Annotated in this window: 14 protein-coding genes and 1 tRNA gene; 10 read left to right on the forward strand and 5 right to left on the reverse strand. The window is 61.1% G+C overall.

What is annotated here, in order from left to right:
- The first annotated feature begins 39 nt into the window (after positions 1 to 39).
- A complete protein-coding gene (locus tag CHC01_RS11540; protein WP_068730752.1) occupies positions 40 to 420 on the forward strand; it encodes a hypothetical protein in 381 nt (126 codons plus the stop codon).
- Here the strand turns inward: CHC01_RS11540 and CHC01_RS11545 are convergent.
- Positions 380 to 2029: a glycoside hydrolase family 17 protein gene (locus CHC01_RS11545; protein ID WP_502695649.1), complete on the reverse strand. Its 1650-nt coding sequence runs from the start codon at positions 2027 to 2029 to the stop codon at positions 380 to 382. The genes CHC01_RS11540 and CHC01_RS11545 overlap by 41 nt on opposite strands.
- 220 nt (positions 2030 to 2249) lie before the next feature.
- On the opposite strand from CHC01_RS11545, the gene CHC01_RS11550 reads away from it, so the two are divergent.
- The 8 genes from CHC01_RS11550 (at position 2250) to CHC01_RS11585 (ending at position 10354) form a co-directional block, all read left to right on the forward strand.
- Complete coding sequence (locus tag CHC01_RS11550) at positions 2250 to 2825, forward strand: beta-1-3, beta-1-6-glucan biosynthesis protein (protein ID WP_089264404.1); 576 nt, start codon at positions 2250 to 2252, stop codon at positions 2823 to 2825.
- Between the two features lie 200 nt (positions 2826 to 3025).
- A complete protein-coding gene (locus tag CHC01_RS11555; RefSeq protein ID WP_089264405.1) occupies positions 3026 to 5695 on the forward strand; it encodes a glycosyltransferase in 2670 nt (889 codons plus the stop codon).
- A 191-nt stretch (positions 5696 to 5886) separates the two neighbouring features.
- Positions 5887 to 5961, forward strand: a tRNA-Lys gene (locus tag CHC01_RS11560).
- A 73-nt stretch (positions 5962 to 6034) separates the two neighbouring features.
- The gene (locus CHC01_RS11565) at positions 6035 to 6622 is read left to right on the forward strand and encodes a formyltransferase family protein (RefSeq protein WP_089264406.1); all 588 of its coding nucleotides are present in this window, start codon (positions 6035 to 6037) and stop codon (positions 6620 to 6622) included.
- Between the two features lie 190 nt (positions 6623 to 6812).
- Positions 6813 to 7172 (forward strand): hypothetical protein, encoded by a 360-nt coding sequence (locus CHC01_RS11570; RefSeq protein WP_068730757.1) that lies wholly within the window; start codon positions 6813 to 6815, stop codon positions 7170 to 7172.
- 22 nt (positions 7173 to 7194) lie between these two features.
- Positions 7195 to 7692 carry a hypothetical protein gene (locus tag CHC01_RS11575; protein ID WP_089264707.1) on the forward strand — a complete coding sequence of 166 codons (498 nt, stop codon included), beginning with the start codon at positions 7195 to 7197 and terminating at the stop codon, positions 7690 to 7692.
- A gap of 222 nt (positions 7693 to 7914) precedes the next feature.
- A complete protein-coding gene (locus tag CHC01_RS11580) occupies positions 7915 to 8793 on the forward strand; it encodes a DMT family transporter (RefSeq protein ID WP_089264407.1) in 879 nt (292 codons plus the stop codon).
- 130 nt (positions 8794 to 8923) lie between these two features.
- Positions 8924 to 10354, forward strand: coding sequence for a caspase family protein (locus CHC01_RS11585; RefSeq protein WP_502695640.1), 1431 nt, complete (start codon positions 8924 to 8926; stop codon positions 10352 to 10354).
- A gap of 22 nt (positions 10355 to 10376) precedes the next feature.
- On the opposite strand, the gene CHC01_RS11590 is transcribed toward CHC01_RS11585, so the two are convergent.
- Both CHC01_RS11590 and CHC01_RS32865 read right to left on the reverse strand, forming a co-directional pair.
- Positions 10377 to 10616 carry a BrnA antitoxin family protein gene (locus CHC01_RS11590; RefSeq protein ID WP_068730761.1) on the reverse strand — a complete coding sequence of 80 codons (240 nt, stop codon included), beginning with the start codon at positions 10614 to 10616 and terminating at the stop codon, positions 10377 to 10379.
- A gap of 5 nt (positions 10617 to 10621) precedes the next feature.
- Complete coding sequence (locus tag CHC01_RS32865) at positions 10622 to 10783, reverse strand: hypothetical protein (RefSeq protein WP_210421664.1); 162 nt, start codon at positions 10781 to 10783, stop codon at positions 10622 to 10624.
- A 177-nt stretch (positions 10784 to 10960) separates the two neighbouring features.
- Here CHC01_RS32865 and CHC01_RS11595 point away from each other — a divergent pair, with 177 nt between their 5' ends.
- Positions 10961 to 11179 carry a helix-hairpin-helix domain-containing protein gene (locus CHC01_RS11595; protein WP_089264708.1) on the forward strand — a complete coding sequence of 73 codons (219 nt, stop codon included), beginning with the start codon at positions 10961 to 10963 and terminating at the stop codon, positions 11177 to 11179.
- A 124-nt stretch (positions 11180 to 11303) separates the two neighbouring features.
- Here CHC01_RS11595 and CHC01_RS11600 read toward each other — a convergent pair whose 3' ends face one another.
- Both CHC01_RS11600 and CHC01_RS11605 read right to left on the reverse strand, forming a co-directional pair.
- Positions 11304 to 11696 carry a hypothetical protein gene (locus tag CHC01_RS11600; protein ID WP_089264409.1) on the reverse strand — a complete coding sequence of 131 codons (393 nt, stop codon included), beginning with the start codon at positions 11694 to 11696 and terminating at the stop codon, positions 11304 to 11306.
- Between the two features lie 444 nt (positions 11697 to 12140).
- Positions 12141 to 12947: a DUF3037 domain-containing protein gene (locus CHC01_RS11605; RefSeq protein ID WP_176454558.1), complete on the reverse strand. Its 807-nt coding sequence runs from the start codon at positions 12945 to 12947 to the stop codon at positions 12141 to 12143.
- Positions 12948 to 12949: the final 2 nt, after the last annotated feature.

Below are 12949 nucleotides of genomic sequence, written 5' to 3' on the forward strand. Positions count from 1 at the left end.
CGGGTTGTTCCGCACCGCGTTTTGAACCATGGTTTCCGCATGAAAAAAGATCCGTTCAAGCTCACCGCCCGTCAGGTGCAATGGCTTCTCATCGTCGGCTTCCTGTCGGTCGGCTACGCCATCTATCTGCGTTATCTGGCCATCGAATTGTCGACGACGGCGCTCGCCTGCGACGCCGGCCTGCAGAGCACCCTGTGCAAGAGCCGGCTGGTGATGACCTATCTGTTCAAGAATTCGGTGTTCGGCATCGCCGCGATCGTCATTGCGACGCTGAATCTGCTGCGGCCATCGATCGTGCTGATCACTGTCGCACTGATCGCAGCCGGTTTCGGGATCGTGCTCTATAACGTTGCCCTGTCGGGCATCGCGATCGGCCTGCTCATTCTGGGCTTTGCGCGGCCCGCGCCCGCCACAGCGTGACGCCGAACAGCAGATAGATCGCGCAGGTCCACAGCGACTGCCAGTTATCCGGCCCTTCGTTGAAGCCGATATACACGGCCGACAGCACGAGCACTCCGGCAAACACCGACTCGGCGATCGGCCGCACACCTTCCTGCGGACGGTTGACGGCCATCAGTCCCGCAAACGGCACCACCGCCATGGTCAGCGCCGCGAACGGAAAGTCGCGGTAACGCGGATCAAACACGAAACCGAGCGCGGTCTCAGCGCCGATCAGCGCCGCCACAGCCAGGGTCAGCCCGAGCAGAACAGTCGACCACGAACGGGCCAGGAACCGGCTCGGTCCGACCAGTTGGAGGAAGGTCGGTAGCGAGCGGCCGGACATCGTCGCATACGCGCACAGCAGCGGCGACGCGACACCGGCAGCCAGCAGCGCGCTCCACTGGATCCAGCGGCCGACGCCATAGCTTTCATAGATCAGCTTGTCTGCGGCAACGCCCAGCAGGACGCCGGCCACCGTGGCCGATACGGCAACGGTCAGCCAGGCCGACGGACGCGGCGACCATGGCCGTCGACGAAGCGTCAACATGCCCGTCACTAAAACCAGGAAGCTCAGGCCCATGCCGAGCCCCATCTGCAGCTTCCACGACGGATAATTGGTAATCGGAACGCCCGGTGGATACTTCAATTCGCGCGGCTGATCGTAGATCAGGCCCCAATAGCCGCCGACTGTACCTTCAAGGTCGCGCTTCCACGGCTGGTCATAGGCTTCGATCAGATTGACACGGAATCCCTCGCGCTTGGCCAGATCGAGGATTTCGGACACGACCCGTGCCTGATTGGTGCGCGACGGCAACGCGCCATCACGCATCCGCCCGGCGCTCGGCCAACCTGTTTCGCCGATCAGGATTTCCTTGGATGGGAACGCCACCGCGAGACGCTTGCGGATCGAGTCCACATGGGCGGCGGCGCTCTTCGCGCGAATCGGAAAGTCCTCCCAATAGGGCAGGATGTGGATCGTGACGAAATCGACCGCGTCATAGATCTCGCGATTCTTCAGCCAGAACTCCCAGACATCGGCATAGGTCACGGGGATCTTGCCGACCTGCGCCTTCACCGAGCGGATATTGCCGACGAGATCGGCCGCCGTCATCTCGCCGCGCAACAGCACCTCGTTGCCAACGACCACGCTGGTGATCACGTTCGGAAAGCGCTTGGTGAGATCGACGACGCCGGCGATCTGCGCCAGGTTCTTGAGCCGGTTGCTCCCGAGCCATACGCCCTGAATGACCTTCAGTCCGACCTTGCCGGCCAGTTCCGGCACCTGATCAAGGCCGTTATCGATCGAATAGGTCCGCACGCATTTGGTGATCTGCGCCAGCTGCGCCATGTCGGCGGCAATCTGGCTCGCCGGAATGATGGCGGTCGAGTTCAGCGGCGTTTGCTCGCCGCGGAACGGCGCATAGGAGACGCATTCCAATTTGGCGGCAGGATCAATCGGCGCGCGCACCAGCGTGACCGGCGTGGCGAGCCACCACCAAACCGCTGCGATCGTACCAAGGGAAAGGATGAGAAGCGCCAGCGGCGTGCGGGTGGAAATTGGTTCCGTCCTCCAAAGTCGTCCGTCGATTAGCCGGTCATCGCCAATCTGCCAAGTGCGTCATGCCGGCAATCACGGACTTGTCGGCCCGACACGCCACGAAAATCAGACAAACTTCCGGCGTTGCTGGACAAAATCAAAAATGTCCGTCATGGGATTCAGCCGTGGTCGCCGCCGTATTGGGGGCCCATTTGAACGGCATCTGGCGAGGGCGTCAGAACTGCCTGGCAGCCAACTTATCGGGGACTTTATGCGTCGACTGGTGTTCGGGTTCCAATCTGCGGTTCTGCGTTGTCTCGCCGTTCCAGGCCTTGCTCTGCTGCTGGGTGTTGGCTGCGCGTTGGCCCAGAGCGGCCCAGTTCGCGCACAGGATCAGAAGCCTGCGGCAAATGCGCCCGTGACGCCTGCCGACGTTGCCCGTGAGAGCCAGAAGAAGTCTGACGAATTCGTCGAGGCGACCCAGGCGATCAATGGTCCTGCTGGCAATCCCGAATGCGTCTGGCTTGGCCGCCGCGTCGTGGTGCTGATGTGGCGCGACGATCTCGACACTGCGTTCCGTCACCTCGATCTCTACGACCGATTCGGCTGCCCCGGCGGTCATGTGCAGGCGACGTTCCGCTGTCTGGTCAAATTCGGACCGCTAATTGATCCGAAAATCGCTGACAGTCTCAACAGCCGCGTCCATGGCTGCTGGATCAATCCGAATGCGCAGCCGCAGCCTGCCGCGCTGAGCCAGCCGGCAACACCTGCGCCTGCCGGTGGCGGCGCAGCGCCGGCAGCCGCTCCGCAGCCGGACGCCAAACCGCCTGCTGAAGCGCCGAAGTAATGTGGCGCGCTCTGTTCAGGCGGCATTCAGCTGGCGGCGCCTAATCGCATTTGAATAATGGTGCCGCCCTCAAAAGGCCACGGCAGCGTATGAGTTGTTAATTCGTGTGGCGGATATAGTCTCCGTTACCGTTGTACTGGTCGGACCTCGGGGACGGGTCCGCTTCCCGGCCACGCTCGCCCCGTTATGGTTCAGTTGCGATGCGCGCTGTCGTCGCCGTTTTATTGTTCGTGACCGCCGTTCATGCCGCCCTATGGGGCGTATTGCGCGAGAAGCAGGAAGCTCCCGATTTCAAGGGCATGATTCCCAGCCTTTCCTATGCGCCGTTCGAGGGCACGGCGCATCCCGACGTGGACAACATTCCGACCGTCGAGAAGATTCGCGCCGACCTCAAAAAGCTGTCGACCATCACCCGTGCCATCCGTCTGTATTCGTCGACCGGCGGCGTCGAAATGGTGCCCGCCATCGCCAACGAGTTCGGCCTCAAGGTCACCGTCGGCGCCTGGATCGACAAGAACGCGGATCGCAACGAGCGCGAAATTGCCTCCGCCGTTGAGCTGGCGAAGAAGAACCCGAACGTCATCGGCATCGTGGTCGGCAACGAAACGCTGTATCGCGATGAACTCAAGCTCGAGGACCTCGTCGAATATATCCGCCGGGTAAAGCGCCAGGTCACGGTTCCCGTCACGACCGGTGAAATCTGGAACATCTGGCGCGACAATCCGCAGCTCGCCTCGTCGGTGGACTTTATCGCCGCGCACATCCTGCCCTATTGGGAAAACTTCACCGACACCCAGGCCGTCGACCAGGCTGTCCACCTCTACGGCGTGCTGCGCGAGACCTTTCCCGGCAAACGCATCGTGATCGCGGAATTCGGCTGGCCGAGCGAAGGCTATAATCTGCGCAGGGCCGTGCCCGGCCCGTTCAAGCAGGCCGTCGTGCTGCGCAACTTCGTGACCCGCGCCGAAGCGATCGGCATGGACTACAACATCGTCGAAGCCATCGATCAGCCCTGGAAATTCTTCGAAGGCGGCGTCGGCCCCTATTGGGGCGTTCTCAACGCCTCGCGTGAGCCGAAATTCCCATGGACCGGTCCGGTCGTGGATCCGGACCACTGGAAGAACGCTAGTATTGCGCTTCTGGTTGGCATCCTGCTGTCGCTGCCGATCCTGCAGATCGTTGGCGCGACAGCGATGCAGGCTCTCGTGCTCTCGGCCGCAGCCAATGCCGTTGGCGCCTGGGCGGCAACCATCTTCGCCTATCAGCAGACCCACTATTTCGTCTGGGGATCGGCCTTCGCCCTCTCACTCGGCTGCATCCTGCTGATCCCGCTGCTCCTGATCGCATTGGCGCGCATCGAGGAGATTGCGGCCATCGCCTTCGGCCGGAAGCCATTGCGGCTGCTGACAGCCGAACGCAGCGAAAAGCTGCGTGCCGCTGCAGACGCCGAACAGAAATACCCGAAGGTGTCGATCCACATTCCGGCCTATCGGGAACAGCCGGACATGCTGAAGCTGACATTGGACGCGGTCGCCCGGCTCGACTATCCGAATTTCGAATGCGTGGTGATCATCAACAACACGCCGGATCCGGCCTATTGGCAGCCGATCCAGGATCATTGCCGCATGCTCGGCGAGCGGTTCATCTTCATCAATGCGGAGAAGGTCGAAGGCTTCAAGGCCGGCGCCCTGCGCATCGCCATGGACCGCACCGCGGCGGATGCCGAGGTGATCGGCATCATCGACGCCGACTATGTGGTGGAGCCGAACTGGCTGAAGGATCTCGTCCCAGCCTTCAACGATCCGCGTGTCGGCCTCGTGCAGGCGCCGCAGGACCACCGCGACGGCGACCGTTCATTGATGCACTACATCATGAACGGCGAATATGCCGGGTTCTTCGACATCGGCATGGTCCAGCGCAACGAGGCCAATGCGATCATCGTCCATGGCACCATGTGCCTCATTCGTCGCTCCGCGATGGACATGGCGGGCGGCTGGGCCGGCGACACCATCTGCGAGGACTCGGATCTCGGCCTCGCCATCATGCAGCATGGCTGGCTGACGCATTACACGAAGGAACGTTACGGCTACGGCGTGCTGCCGGACACCTATGAGGCGTTCAAGAAACAGCGTCATCGCTGGGCCTATGGCGGCTTCCAGATCATCAAGAAGCACTGGCGCCGTTTCATGCCCGGCGCGAGCCGCATGACCCAGGACCAGAAGCGCGAATTCGGCATGGGCTGGCTGAACTGGCTCGGCGCCGAAAGCCTCGGCGTCGTGGTGGCGATCCTCAACATCATCTGGGTGCCGATCATCGCCTTCGCCGATATCGCCATCCCCGACAAGATCCTGACGCTGCCGATCATCGCGTCATTCGTGGTGTCGCTGGCGCACTTCATCGTCTTGTACCGGCTGCGCGTGAAGATCGGCCTGTGGCAGATGCTGGGCGCGATGATCGCCGCCATGTCGGTGCAGTGGACCGTGTCGCGCGCCGTCGCCGATGGCCTGATCAAGGATCACCTGCCCTTCACCGTGACCTCCAAGGGCGGCAAGTCGACCATGTCGATCGAATTCCAGGCGTTCTGGGAAGCGGTGATCGGTGTGCTTCTGTTGATCAGCTGCGGCGTGCTGGTGTTTTCCAACAACTCCAAGCAGGTCACCGAGATCTACATCTTCGCTGGCGTGCTGGTGCTGCAGAGCCTGCCGTTCCTGTCGGCGGTGATGATTGCCATCCTGGAGAATTCGCGCGCCAATGACTTCCAGTGGTGGCGCAACACGACGGTCCGCACGGCCGAGCTGATCGGCCTTCGCCCGGTGGCGATGCCGCCGATCGACGTGTCCCGTCCCGAGGCCCAGCGCGAAGCAAGCTGAACCGCGCCAATGGGGGGCGGTTCATGTCCATAACATCAAGCCCTGCCCTTGACCCCGGCGGACCCGCCTTTTACACAGCCGGTCACGCGATACGCTGCATTGCGGGCGCCATCGCGGCCGTGGCTGATCGGCCTCACCGCGCCCCGCAAGGGTCGGTTTCCTCCGTTTAGCTTCGTCAATACGGCACTTTAGGGCGGGTAGCTCAGTGGTAGAGCATTCGACTTTTAATCGACTGGTCGAGGGTTCGATCCCCTCCCCGCCCACCATCGCCGCAATGAGCCACGCCGGAACTTCCGGTTTTCACACCATCCTCAGCCTCTGAACACCGGACAATCGAACATGCGGATTACCCTCGTCGGCTCCAAACACTTCGGCGTCACGACCCTCGATATGCTGAAGACCCACAATGTCGAGATCGCGTCCGTGGTGGTTGCAGATGCCGAGGACCGTCTCGCCGCAGCCGCCAAGGCTGCCGGCATCCCGGTGACCGTTCAGGCCAATCCGAAGCTCGTCGTGGCCTCCGAGATCGCCGAGGGCACCGAGCTGATCATCACGGCGCACAGCCACGCCCGCATCGGCAAGGATGCGCTCGCCGCAGCCAGCCTTGGCGGCATTGGCTACCATCCGTCACTGTTGCCCCGTCACCGTGGCATCGCTGCCGTGGAATGGACCATCAAGGAAGGCGATCCGATCGCCGGCGGCACCATCTATCACCTTGCCGATGTCATGGACGGTGGCGCCATCGCCGCGCAGGAATGGTGCTTCGTGAAAAAAGGCGAAACCGCTCGCGAACTTTGGGAGCGCGCGTTGGCGCCGCTGGGCCTCAAGCTGCTCGGCGAGGTCGTGGACTTCGCGACTGTCCACAAGCGTTTGCCCGCAACCTACCAGGACGAGCAATTCGCGACCAATGCGCCAAAATTGGCCTAGAAGCCTCCAAAACCGGTTAAAAAGGCGCCGGAACCCGCCCGAATCAACCAAATCTGTCAATAAAGGGAACCAATTTGCCCGTCGCGGCTTGCATCCCGTGAGTTGTTTTGGGTCTATGCGGCAACGCAGCAAATTTTGGACACATTACCCCCCAATAAGGTGGCCATCACAACACCGAGGATTTGATTCAATGCGTTTTGACCGCATCCGTTCCGCCTTGTCCGTTTCGCTGATTGCCAGCGCAGCGTTGATTTCGGCTCCTTCGTTCGCAGCCGACAATGCCTATGACGGGCTCTGGAATGTGACCATCGTTACCAAGACCGGCAGCTGCGAGCCGACGGCTCGCTATCCGTTGACCGTCACCGAAGGCCGCATCACTGCGCCCGGCGCCGACGTCAACGGCAAGGTTGGCCGCGAAGGCACCGTACGCGTATCGATCGGACCTGCTTTCGCCAACGGCCAGCTGTCCGGCAACACCGGATCGGGCAAGTGGAACGGCGCCTCGGGCGGCGTCCCCTGCAGCGGTCGGTGGGAAGCTTCGCGTCAGTAATCCCCAACCAGGAATGCTCCTCATGATGCCTACCTCGACCTCTCCGCGTTCGCTCGTTCGGACCGCGGTGCTCTGCGCGGCGCTCGGTCTGACGTCTGCGTCGGCATATGCCCAGTCAGCGCCGTTCGCCGGTATGGCCGGTGTGTGGTCGGGCAACGGGACGATCTCACTCGAGGACGGCTCCAAGGAGCGCATTCGCTGCAAGGCGACCTATGCCGTGAGCGGCGACGGCGCGGGACTGAACCAGTCCCTGCTCTGCGCCAGCGACAGCTACAAGTTCGAGCTGAAGAGCGACGTGAAGGCCAGAGGCGGCGAGCTGTCTGGCAGCTGGGCTGAGACGACCCGCGGCGTGACAGGGTCGCTTGAGGGCCGGGCAACCGCCGGCAAGTTCAATGTTGACGTTTCATCGCCAGCCTTCAGCGCGAAGCTGATCCTGACGACGACCGGCAACAAGCAGCAGGTCTCGATCACCTCCGAAGGCCAGTTCAGGGGCGCCAGCATTTCGCTCAGCCGCAGCTGATCGTTCCGCATGTTTGGAATTCGAACCCCGGTTGTTTCAAACAACCGGGGTTTTGTTTTGCTTCCATGCCTCTGCCGAAGAGCGTCCGGGACCACCCGCCCGCAACGCAGCCCCACCGGATTCGTCCGTTGCAAAGCCCGGCGATGTCGCCGATAGAGCCAGTTCTAAGGCTGACACCGCTGCGTGAATCGTTGCAGCGCAAGAAACTGGTTCTCAGGGATTATGGATCGCCCCCCGTCGAAGGCCCGCGCCGCGCTGTGGATGTCCGGCTGGCTGCTTCTGATGCTGTTCGTCGCCATCGGCGGTCGCGAGACGCTGCGCGAACTCAATGTCTTCCAGGTGATGGAGATCCGATCCGTCTTCGGCTTCGTCATGCTGTTGCCGATCCTGTATTTCAACGGCGGCTTTCGCGCCATGAAGACCACACGGCCGCTGGCGCATGTGTCGCGCAACCTCGTGCATTACGGCGCGCAGCTCGGCTGGTTCTACGCACTTACGCTCATTCCCCTGAGCCAGCTCGTCTCCATCGAGTTCACCATGCCGATCTGGATCGCGATCATGGCGGCGTTCTTTCTCGGCGAGCGTATGACGATCTGGAAGATCGTCGCCATCGTGCTCGGCCTGATCGGCGTGATCGTCATCGTTCGCCCGACCACCGGCGTCGTCAATCCCGGTCAGCTGATCGCGCTGGCCGCCGCATTCGGCTTCGGCATCTCGATCACATTGATCAAGTCACTGACGCGCACGGACAGCGCGCTGAAGATCATCTTCTGGATGATCGTGGTGCAGTCGGTGGCCGGCGTTTTCCCCGCGCTATACTCCTGGCAGTGGCCATCGGCCTATGTCTGGGGCTGGCTTGTCGTGGTCGCCTTCTGCGGGACGTTTTCTCACTTCTGCATGGCGCGCGCGATGCTCTATGCCGATGCGACGGTGGTCGTGCCGATGGACTTTCTGCGCGTACCACTCAGTGCCACCATCGGATGGTTACTATACTCTGAACGGCTCGACATGTTCACACTGCTCGGCGCAGCTCTCATTCTCGCCGGCAACACGCTGAACCTGCTCAGTACCGATCGACCGCCTATCCGTGCGACTGCCTGACGCATCGGGTTCCCCTTTTTCGATTTTATTCTCCGAGTGCGTGTCTCGACATTTTGGCGCACGCCCGCAATTGGTACTTTTCCCAATGTGTCTAGGGTCGAATGACCGGATTCGTGGGGGAGATCGTATCGTGCGCCATTTCGCTTTTGCCCTGTCTGCGCTGTCCATCCTGTTCAGCGCGGATGTAGCGCTTGCCGACAAGCGCGTCGCTTTCGTCGTTGGCAATGGCAGCTACAAGAATGTCGATCCGTTGCCGAACCCGCCGATCGACGCGAAGGCCATGGCCAGCGCGCTACGCAATGTCGGCTTCGACGTCATCGAAGGATCGAACCTGACGCGCGACGGCATGACCGAAAAGCTGCTCGACTTCGGCCGCAAGGCGCAGGGCGCCGATGTCGCGGTGTTCTTCTATGCCGGCCACGGTATCTCGGTGAACAACATCAACTACCTTTTGCCGATCGATGCCAATCTGAAGTCGGAGATGGACGTCAAGCTCGGCGCAGCGATCAATGTCGAGACCACCCTCGACCAGACCATGGGCGATGCCAAGGTGAAGCTGGTGTTCCTCGATGCCTGCCGCGACAATCCGTTTGCCGCCAAGATCCGCTCTAGCGGATCTGCCACGCGCAGCGTCGCGGTGTCGTCCGGTCTCGCGGAGATGAAATCCGGCGAAGGCACGCTGATCGCATTCGCCACCAGCCCCGGCCAGACCGCCCTCGACGGCAAGAGCGGAAGCAACAGCCCGTTCACCCGCGCGCTGCTCAACAACATCACCACGCCCGGCGCCGAGATCCAGCAGGCGATGACGAAAGTGCGCGCGCAGGTGCAGGACGAAACCAACAAAGGCCAGCTACCCTGGGGCCACACCAATCTGATCGGCGCAGTCTATCTCAATCCGGACGTTCAGGCGCAGGTCGCCGTCGCCGCGGCCAGCCCCACCGCCACCATGCCCGCGGCGGCCACCGCCGGCTCCGATGTCGAGCTTGAGTTCTGGCGCTCGATCAAGGACTCGAACCGGCCGGAGGAACTGAACGCCTACATCTCGATGTACCCGAACGGCCAGTTCAAGCCGCTCGCCCTCGCCCGCATCGCCGCGCTACAGGAAGCCGCGACGGCCCCGCGTACTGCTGCGCCGGGCGTGGACAAGGCCGTGTTTACCGAGCAAGCCAACCAGCTCACCGAGGACAAGATCGGTCTAGACAAGGTCAAGCGGCGCGACGTGCAGCGCCGTCTCAACGGCCTTGGCTTCGACACCCAGGCGACCGGCAGCTTCGATGCCGGGACCCGTGGCGTGATTACGCGCTGGCAGGCGGCACGCGGTTACCCGACGTCGGGCTATCTCAACAAGGTCCAGCATGCCGCACTGCTCACCGAGGTCGTCGCGCTGAAGGAGGAACCGGCACCAGCACCGAAGCCGGTGCGCCGCCAGGTGCAACAGCAGACCTATGAGGAAGCGCCCGTGGTCCGGCGCCAGGCTGCGCCCGCCCCCGCCCCGGCCATCGATCCTGCCGGTCCCGGCCGGTTCATTGGCGGCGTCGTTGGCGGCTTCCTGAACCGCTAAGCCCGCTACCTGGAGCGGCAGCCTACTTGCCTGCCGCCTTGCGCAGCGCGTCGTTCATGCGGTCCTGCCAGCCCGGGCCGTCCTGCTGGAAATATTCCAGCACATCCTGATCGATCCGCAACGACACCAGTTCGCGCACGCCGGGAACGGCGGCCTTGGCGACCGGTGCCTCGACCGGCTTCGTGGTGGTCTTCTTGAACGCCGCCTCCGCCTCGGTGCGGGCATCCTGGAGCGTGCGCGGGCGTCGCGGGGGCTGTGCCATCTCGGTCAGATTCCTTCCAACATTGCCGTCGAGAGATAGCGCCCGCTGAGCGGCTGCACAATCGCTTCCACGGTGTCGCCGAAGATGCGTCCACACAAGGGCGCGATATGGCGGCTACTCGCCTCTGCTGCACGACCGGCAATGTCAGCAAATTTTACAAATGTCATTCATCGTAACAGGCGCATTCTTCGTGACGCACGTGGCATCGCACAAAGGTGACCGCGCTGCGGCACAAACATGCGCTGACTTAAAAAACTTCAAAGCAACGCATTTGTGTTGCGACACGGTCAAATAAATCAGATTAGGATCGTGTCATGTCCGATGAGACGACGAAGGAGGTCACGATGTCAGCATCAGCTGAAGTCCGTACGACCAAAACGTCCCATCCCGCGCCGCGTGGCAGTGATCTTCCGACCTGCCCGGTTTGTGCCGACTCGATGATTGCTGCCGAGGCGTCGGCCTTTCTCACCGACGACGTCGTCAGCTATCTCTGGACCTGCGATACATGCGGCTATGGTTTCGTGACCAAGCACGCCTTTCGCCGGACGGTCTGCAACTGTTGAGGCCGGGCTAGTGTGTCCATCCCGCACACTCTTTTGTCCATGAATCAGCGTCTCGCATGTCCACGGACGCCTAAAGACGGGATTGGCCGAATTAAAGCCCGCCGAGAGCGGCGGGTCTTAGAATTTACGAGTTCATCGCAAAAGCGGAATTTCGTGAGGCCTCCGCCGCCTGTTCCCGGCACCGCTCTCGCCAGTGCAACGCGAGAACGTCATAAGTTGGGGAGAGTTGATCGAGGATACGTTCGGGACAAAGATCGAGGACAGGCCCCTCTTCCTCGGCCATATCCTTCAGACGATAGCGGTCAGGCCCAGCTTCTGAATCGTGCTGCAGGAGGAGAACGACCGCCTGCACCGTCCCCGCCTCGGCGTTCTCAACCGCCGCGTAACCGACGGCGGCATAGTTGCCCTCGTTGATCCCCGTCATCTCGATATCGACGACCTTGCCGTATCGGCGAGCGACCCATGCGTTCATCGCCTCGGTCAGCGAACTTTCAATCCTGATGTCTTCGTAGCTCATATTGTCCTCCCATTCCTGGGATGATGATCGCTGTCAGCGAAGCAAGCCACGACACTACGACGTGGGCCTGAGTGATCCATCTCGAAATTATGGAAACTGAGCGCTAAATACGTGCAACATTTGAGGGAATTGCTCCCGTGCCGCGTGGCAATTCATTCATCATAGAGGCGCCCAAGCGGAACGACGCGACGGTTCGAAGCGGGCCCCGGGCGGCCCCGCGAACGTTCCGCCACCACTCATTGATGCCATTGTCTATGCCCAAAGGATGCCGACCATCAATCATGGCGTCGCTTTTTGCGCTTCTGACGCTTTATCATCGAAGGCTGTTTTATCAGCCAGGAAGAGGCCGACGGAGCGATGCAGACGGAAGCCGTCTTAGCGTCTCCTCTTTGGTAACGGGATCGCGACCTAAAACGGGCGGCGCACGTCTAACTATGAGACGGCCTATTCAATTTGGGAATGCACCCGCGCTTGCAGGCGAATGTCCTGAATGAGGGGCTCTACGTTGTTCAATTCGTAGAACCTAACCTGATGTTGCTTCATCATTTCATCGACTGCGCGCACAAAAGCAGAAGGCTGCTTTGCTAAGTCGCCCACAACGATAAGCTGATTGGGAGAACCAAGCTTTTGAGAGTGGCGCCGCAGCCACTGGCCCTCAATTGCTCTTTTACTGGCCTGGGCAAGTGCGTCTGCAGAGTCGGCATTTAATCGGACTGCGTCGATAAGGTTGTATGCACCATTTTGATACGCGTATGGTGCGTCGATAACCACACCTTCCGGAAGTTTTACGGGCTGCGGCTTTTCGACAAGTAGCGAGACCCCCGCCTTTTCGAACTTTTTCCTAAGTTCGACCTGAACTTTAGGAAGTCTGATCCCAATCTCATTCTCTCCGACGAGCATATGGAATAGCTCATCCAGTTCCTTTTCCGGATCCGCAAAAGCCGCGGGCAAGATTTTCGAAATGCGCATCTTGTTTGCCCGCAGTTTTGCGAAGCTTTCTATCTTTTCGATGTTCCAGTTTTCCAGAATTTCAACCTTGATCCTCTGCTCGAACGCCTCCTTTAAGACATCGAAAGAGCTCGCCGGTTGTTTTCCAAAAAGTCTCTCGACCCGCTTTAGCCCTTGGCTGTATTTAATGCCCACGAACTTTTGGCTTGGAGCAACGAGCAGGACGCCGATATTCACGAACTCAAACCGCTCCGGGAGCGGGCTGAATTGCAAAAGAGCGTAATATCCTTGCATCGCTGACATAG

This window comes from Tardiphaga sp. OK246, assembly GCF_900188215.1.
Taxonomy (GTDB): Bacteria; Pseudomonadota; Alphaproteobacteria; order Rhizobiales; family Xanthobacteraceae; genus Tardiphaga; species Tardiphaga robiniae.

Excerpts from the sequence above, each read along its gene's own strand:
- CHC01_RS11540 (WP_068730752.1), top strand. The coding sequence starts at position 40 with ATGAAAAAAGATCCGTTCAAGCTCACCGCCCGTCAGGTGCAATGGCTT.
- CHC01_RS11550 (WP_089264404.1), top strand. The coding sequence starts at position 2,250 with ATGCGTCGACTGGTGTTCGGGTTCCAATCTGCGGTTCTGCGTTGTCTC.
- CHC01_RS11555 (WP_089264405.1), top strand. The coding sequence starts at position 3,026 with ATGCGCGCTGTCGTCGCCGTTTTATTGTTCGTGACCGCCGTTCATGCC.
- CHC01_RS11565 (WP_089264406.1), top strand. The coding sequence starts at position 6,035 with ATGCGGATTACCCTCGTCGGCTCCAAACACTTCGGCGTCACGACCCTC.
- CHC01_RS11570 (WP_068730757.1), top strand. The coding sequence starts at position 6,813 with ATGCGTTTTGACCGCATCCGTTCCGCCTTGTCCGTTTCGCTGATTGCC.
- CHC01_RS11575 (WP_089264707.1), top strand. The coding sequence starts at position 7,195 with ATGATGCCTACCTCGACCTCTCCGCGTTCGCTCGTTCGGACCGCGGTG.
- CHC01_RS11580 (WP_089264407.1), top strand. The coding sequence starts at position 7,915 with ATGGATCGCCCCCCGTCGAAGGCCCGCGCCGCGCTGTGGATGTCCGGC.
- CHC01_RS11590 (WP_068730761.1), bottom strand. The coding sequence starts at position 10,616 with ATGGCACAGCCCCCGCGACGCCCGCGCACGCTCCAGGATGCCCGCACC.
- CHC01_RS32865 (WP_210421664.1), bottom strand. The coding sequence starts at position 10,783 with ATGACATTTGTAAAATTTGCTGACATTGCCGGTCGTGCAGCAGAGGCG.
- CHC01_RS11595 (WP_089264708.1), top strand. The coding sequence starts at position 10,961 with ATGTCAGCATCAGCTGAAGTCCGTACGACCAAAACGTCCCATCCCGCG.
- CHC01_RS11600 (WP_089264409.1), bottom strand. The coding sequence starts at position 11,696 with ATGAGCTACGAAGACATCAGGATTGAAAGTTCGCTGACCGAGGCGATG.
- CHC01_RS11605 (WP_176454558.1), bottom strand. The coding sequence starts at position 12,947 with ATGTCAGCGATGCAAGGATATTACGCTCTTTTGCAATTCAGCCCGCTC.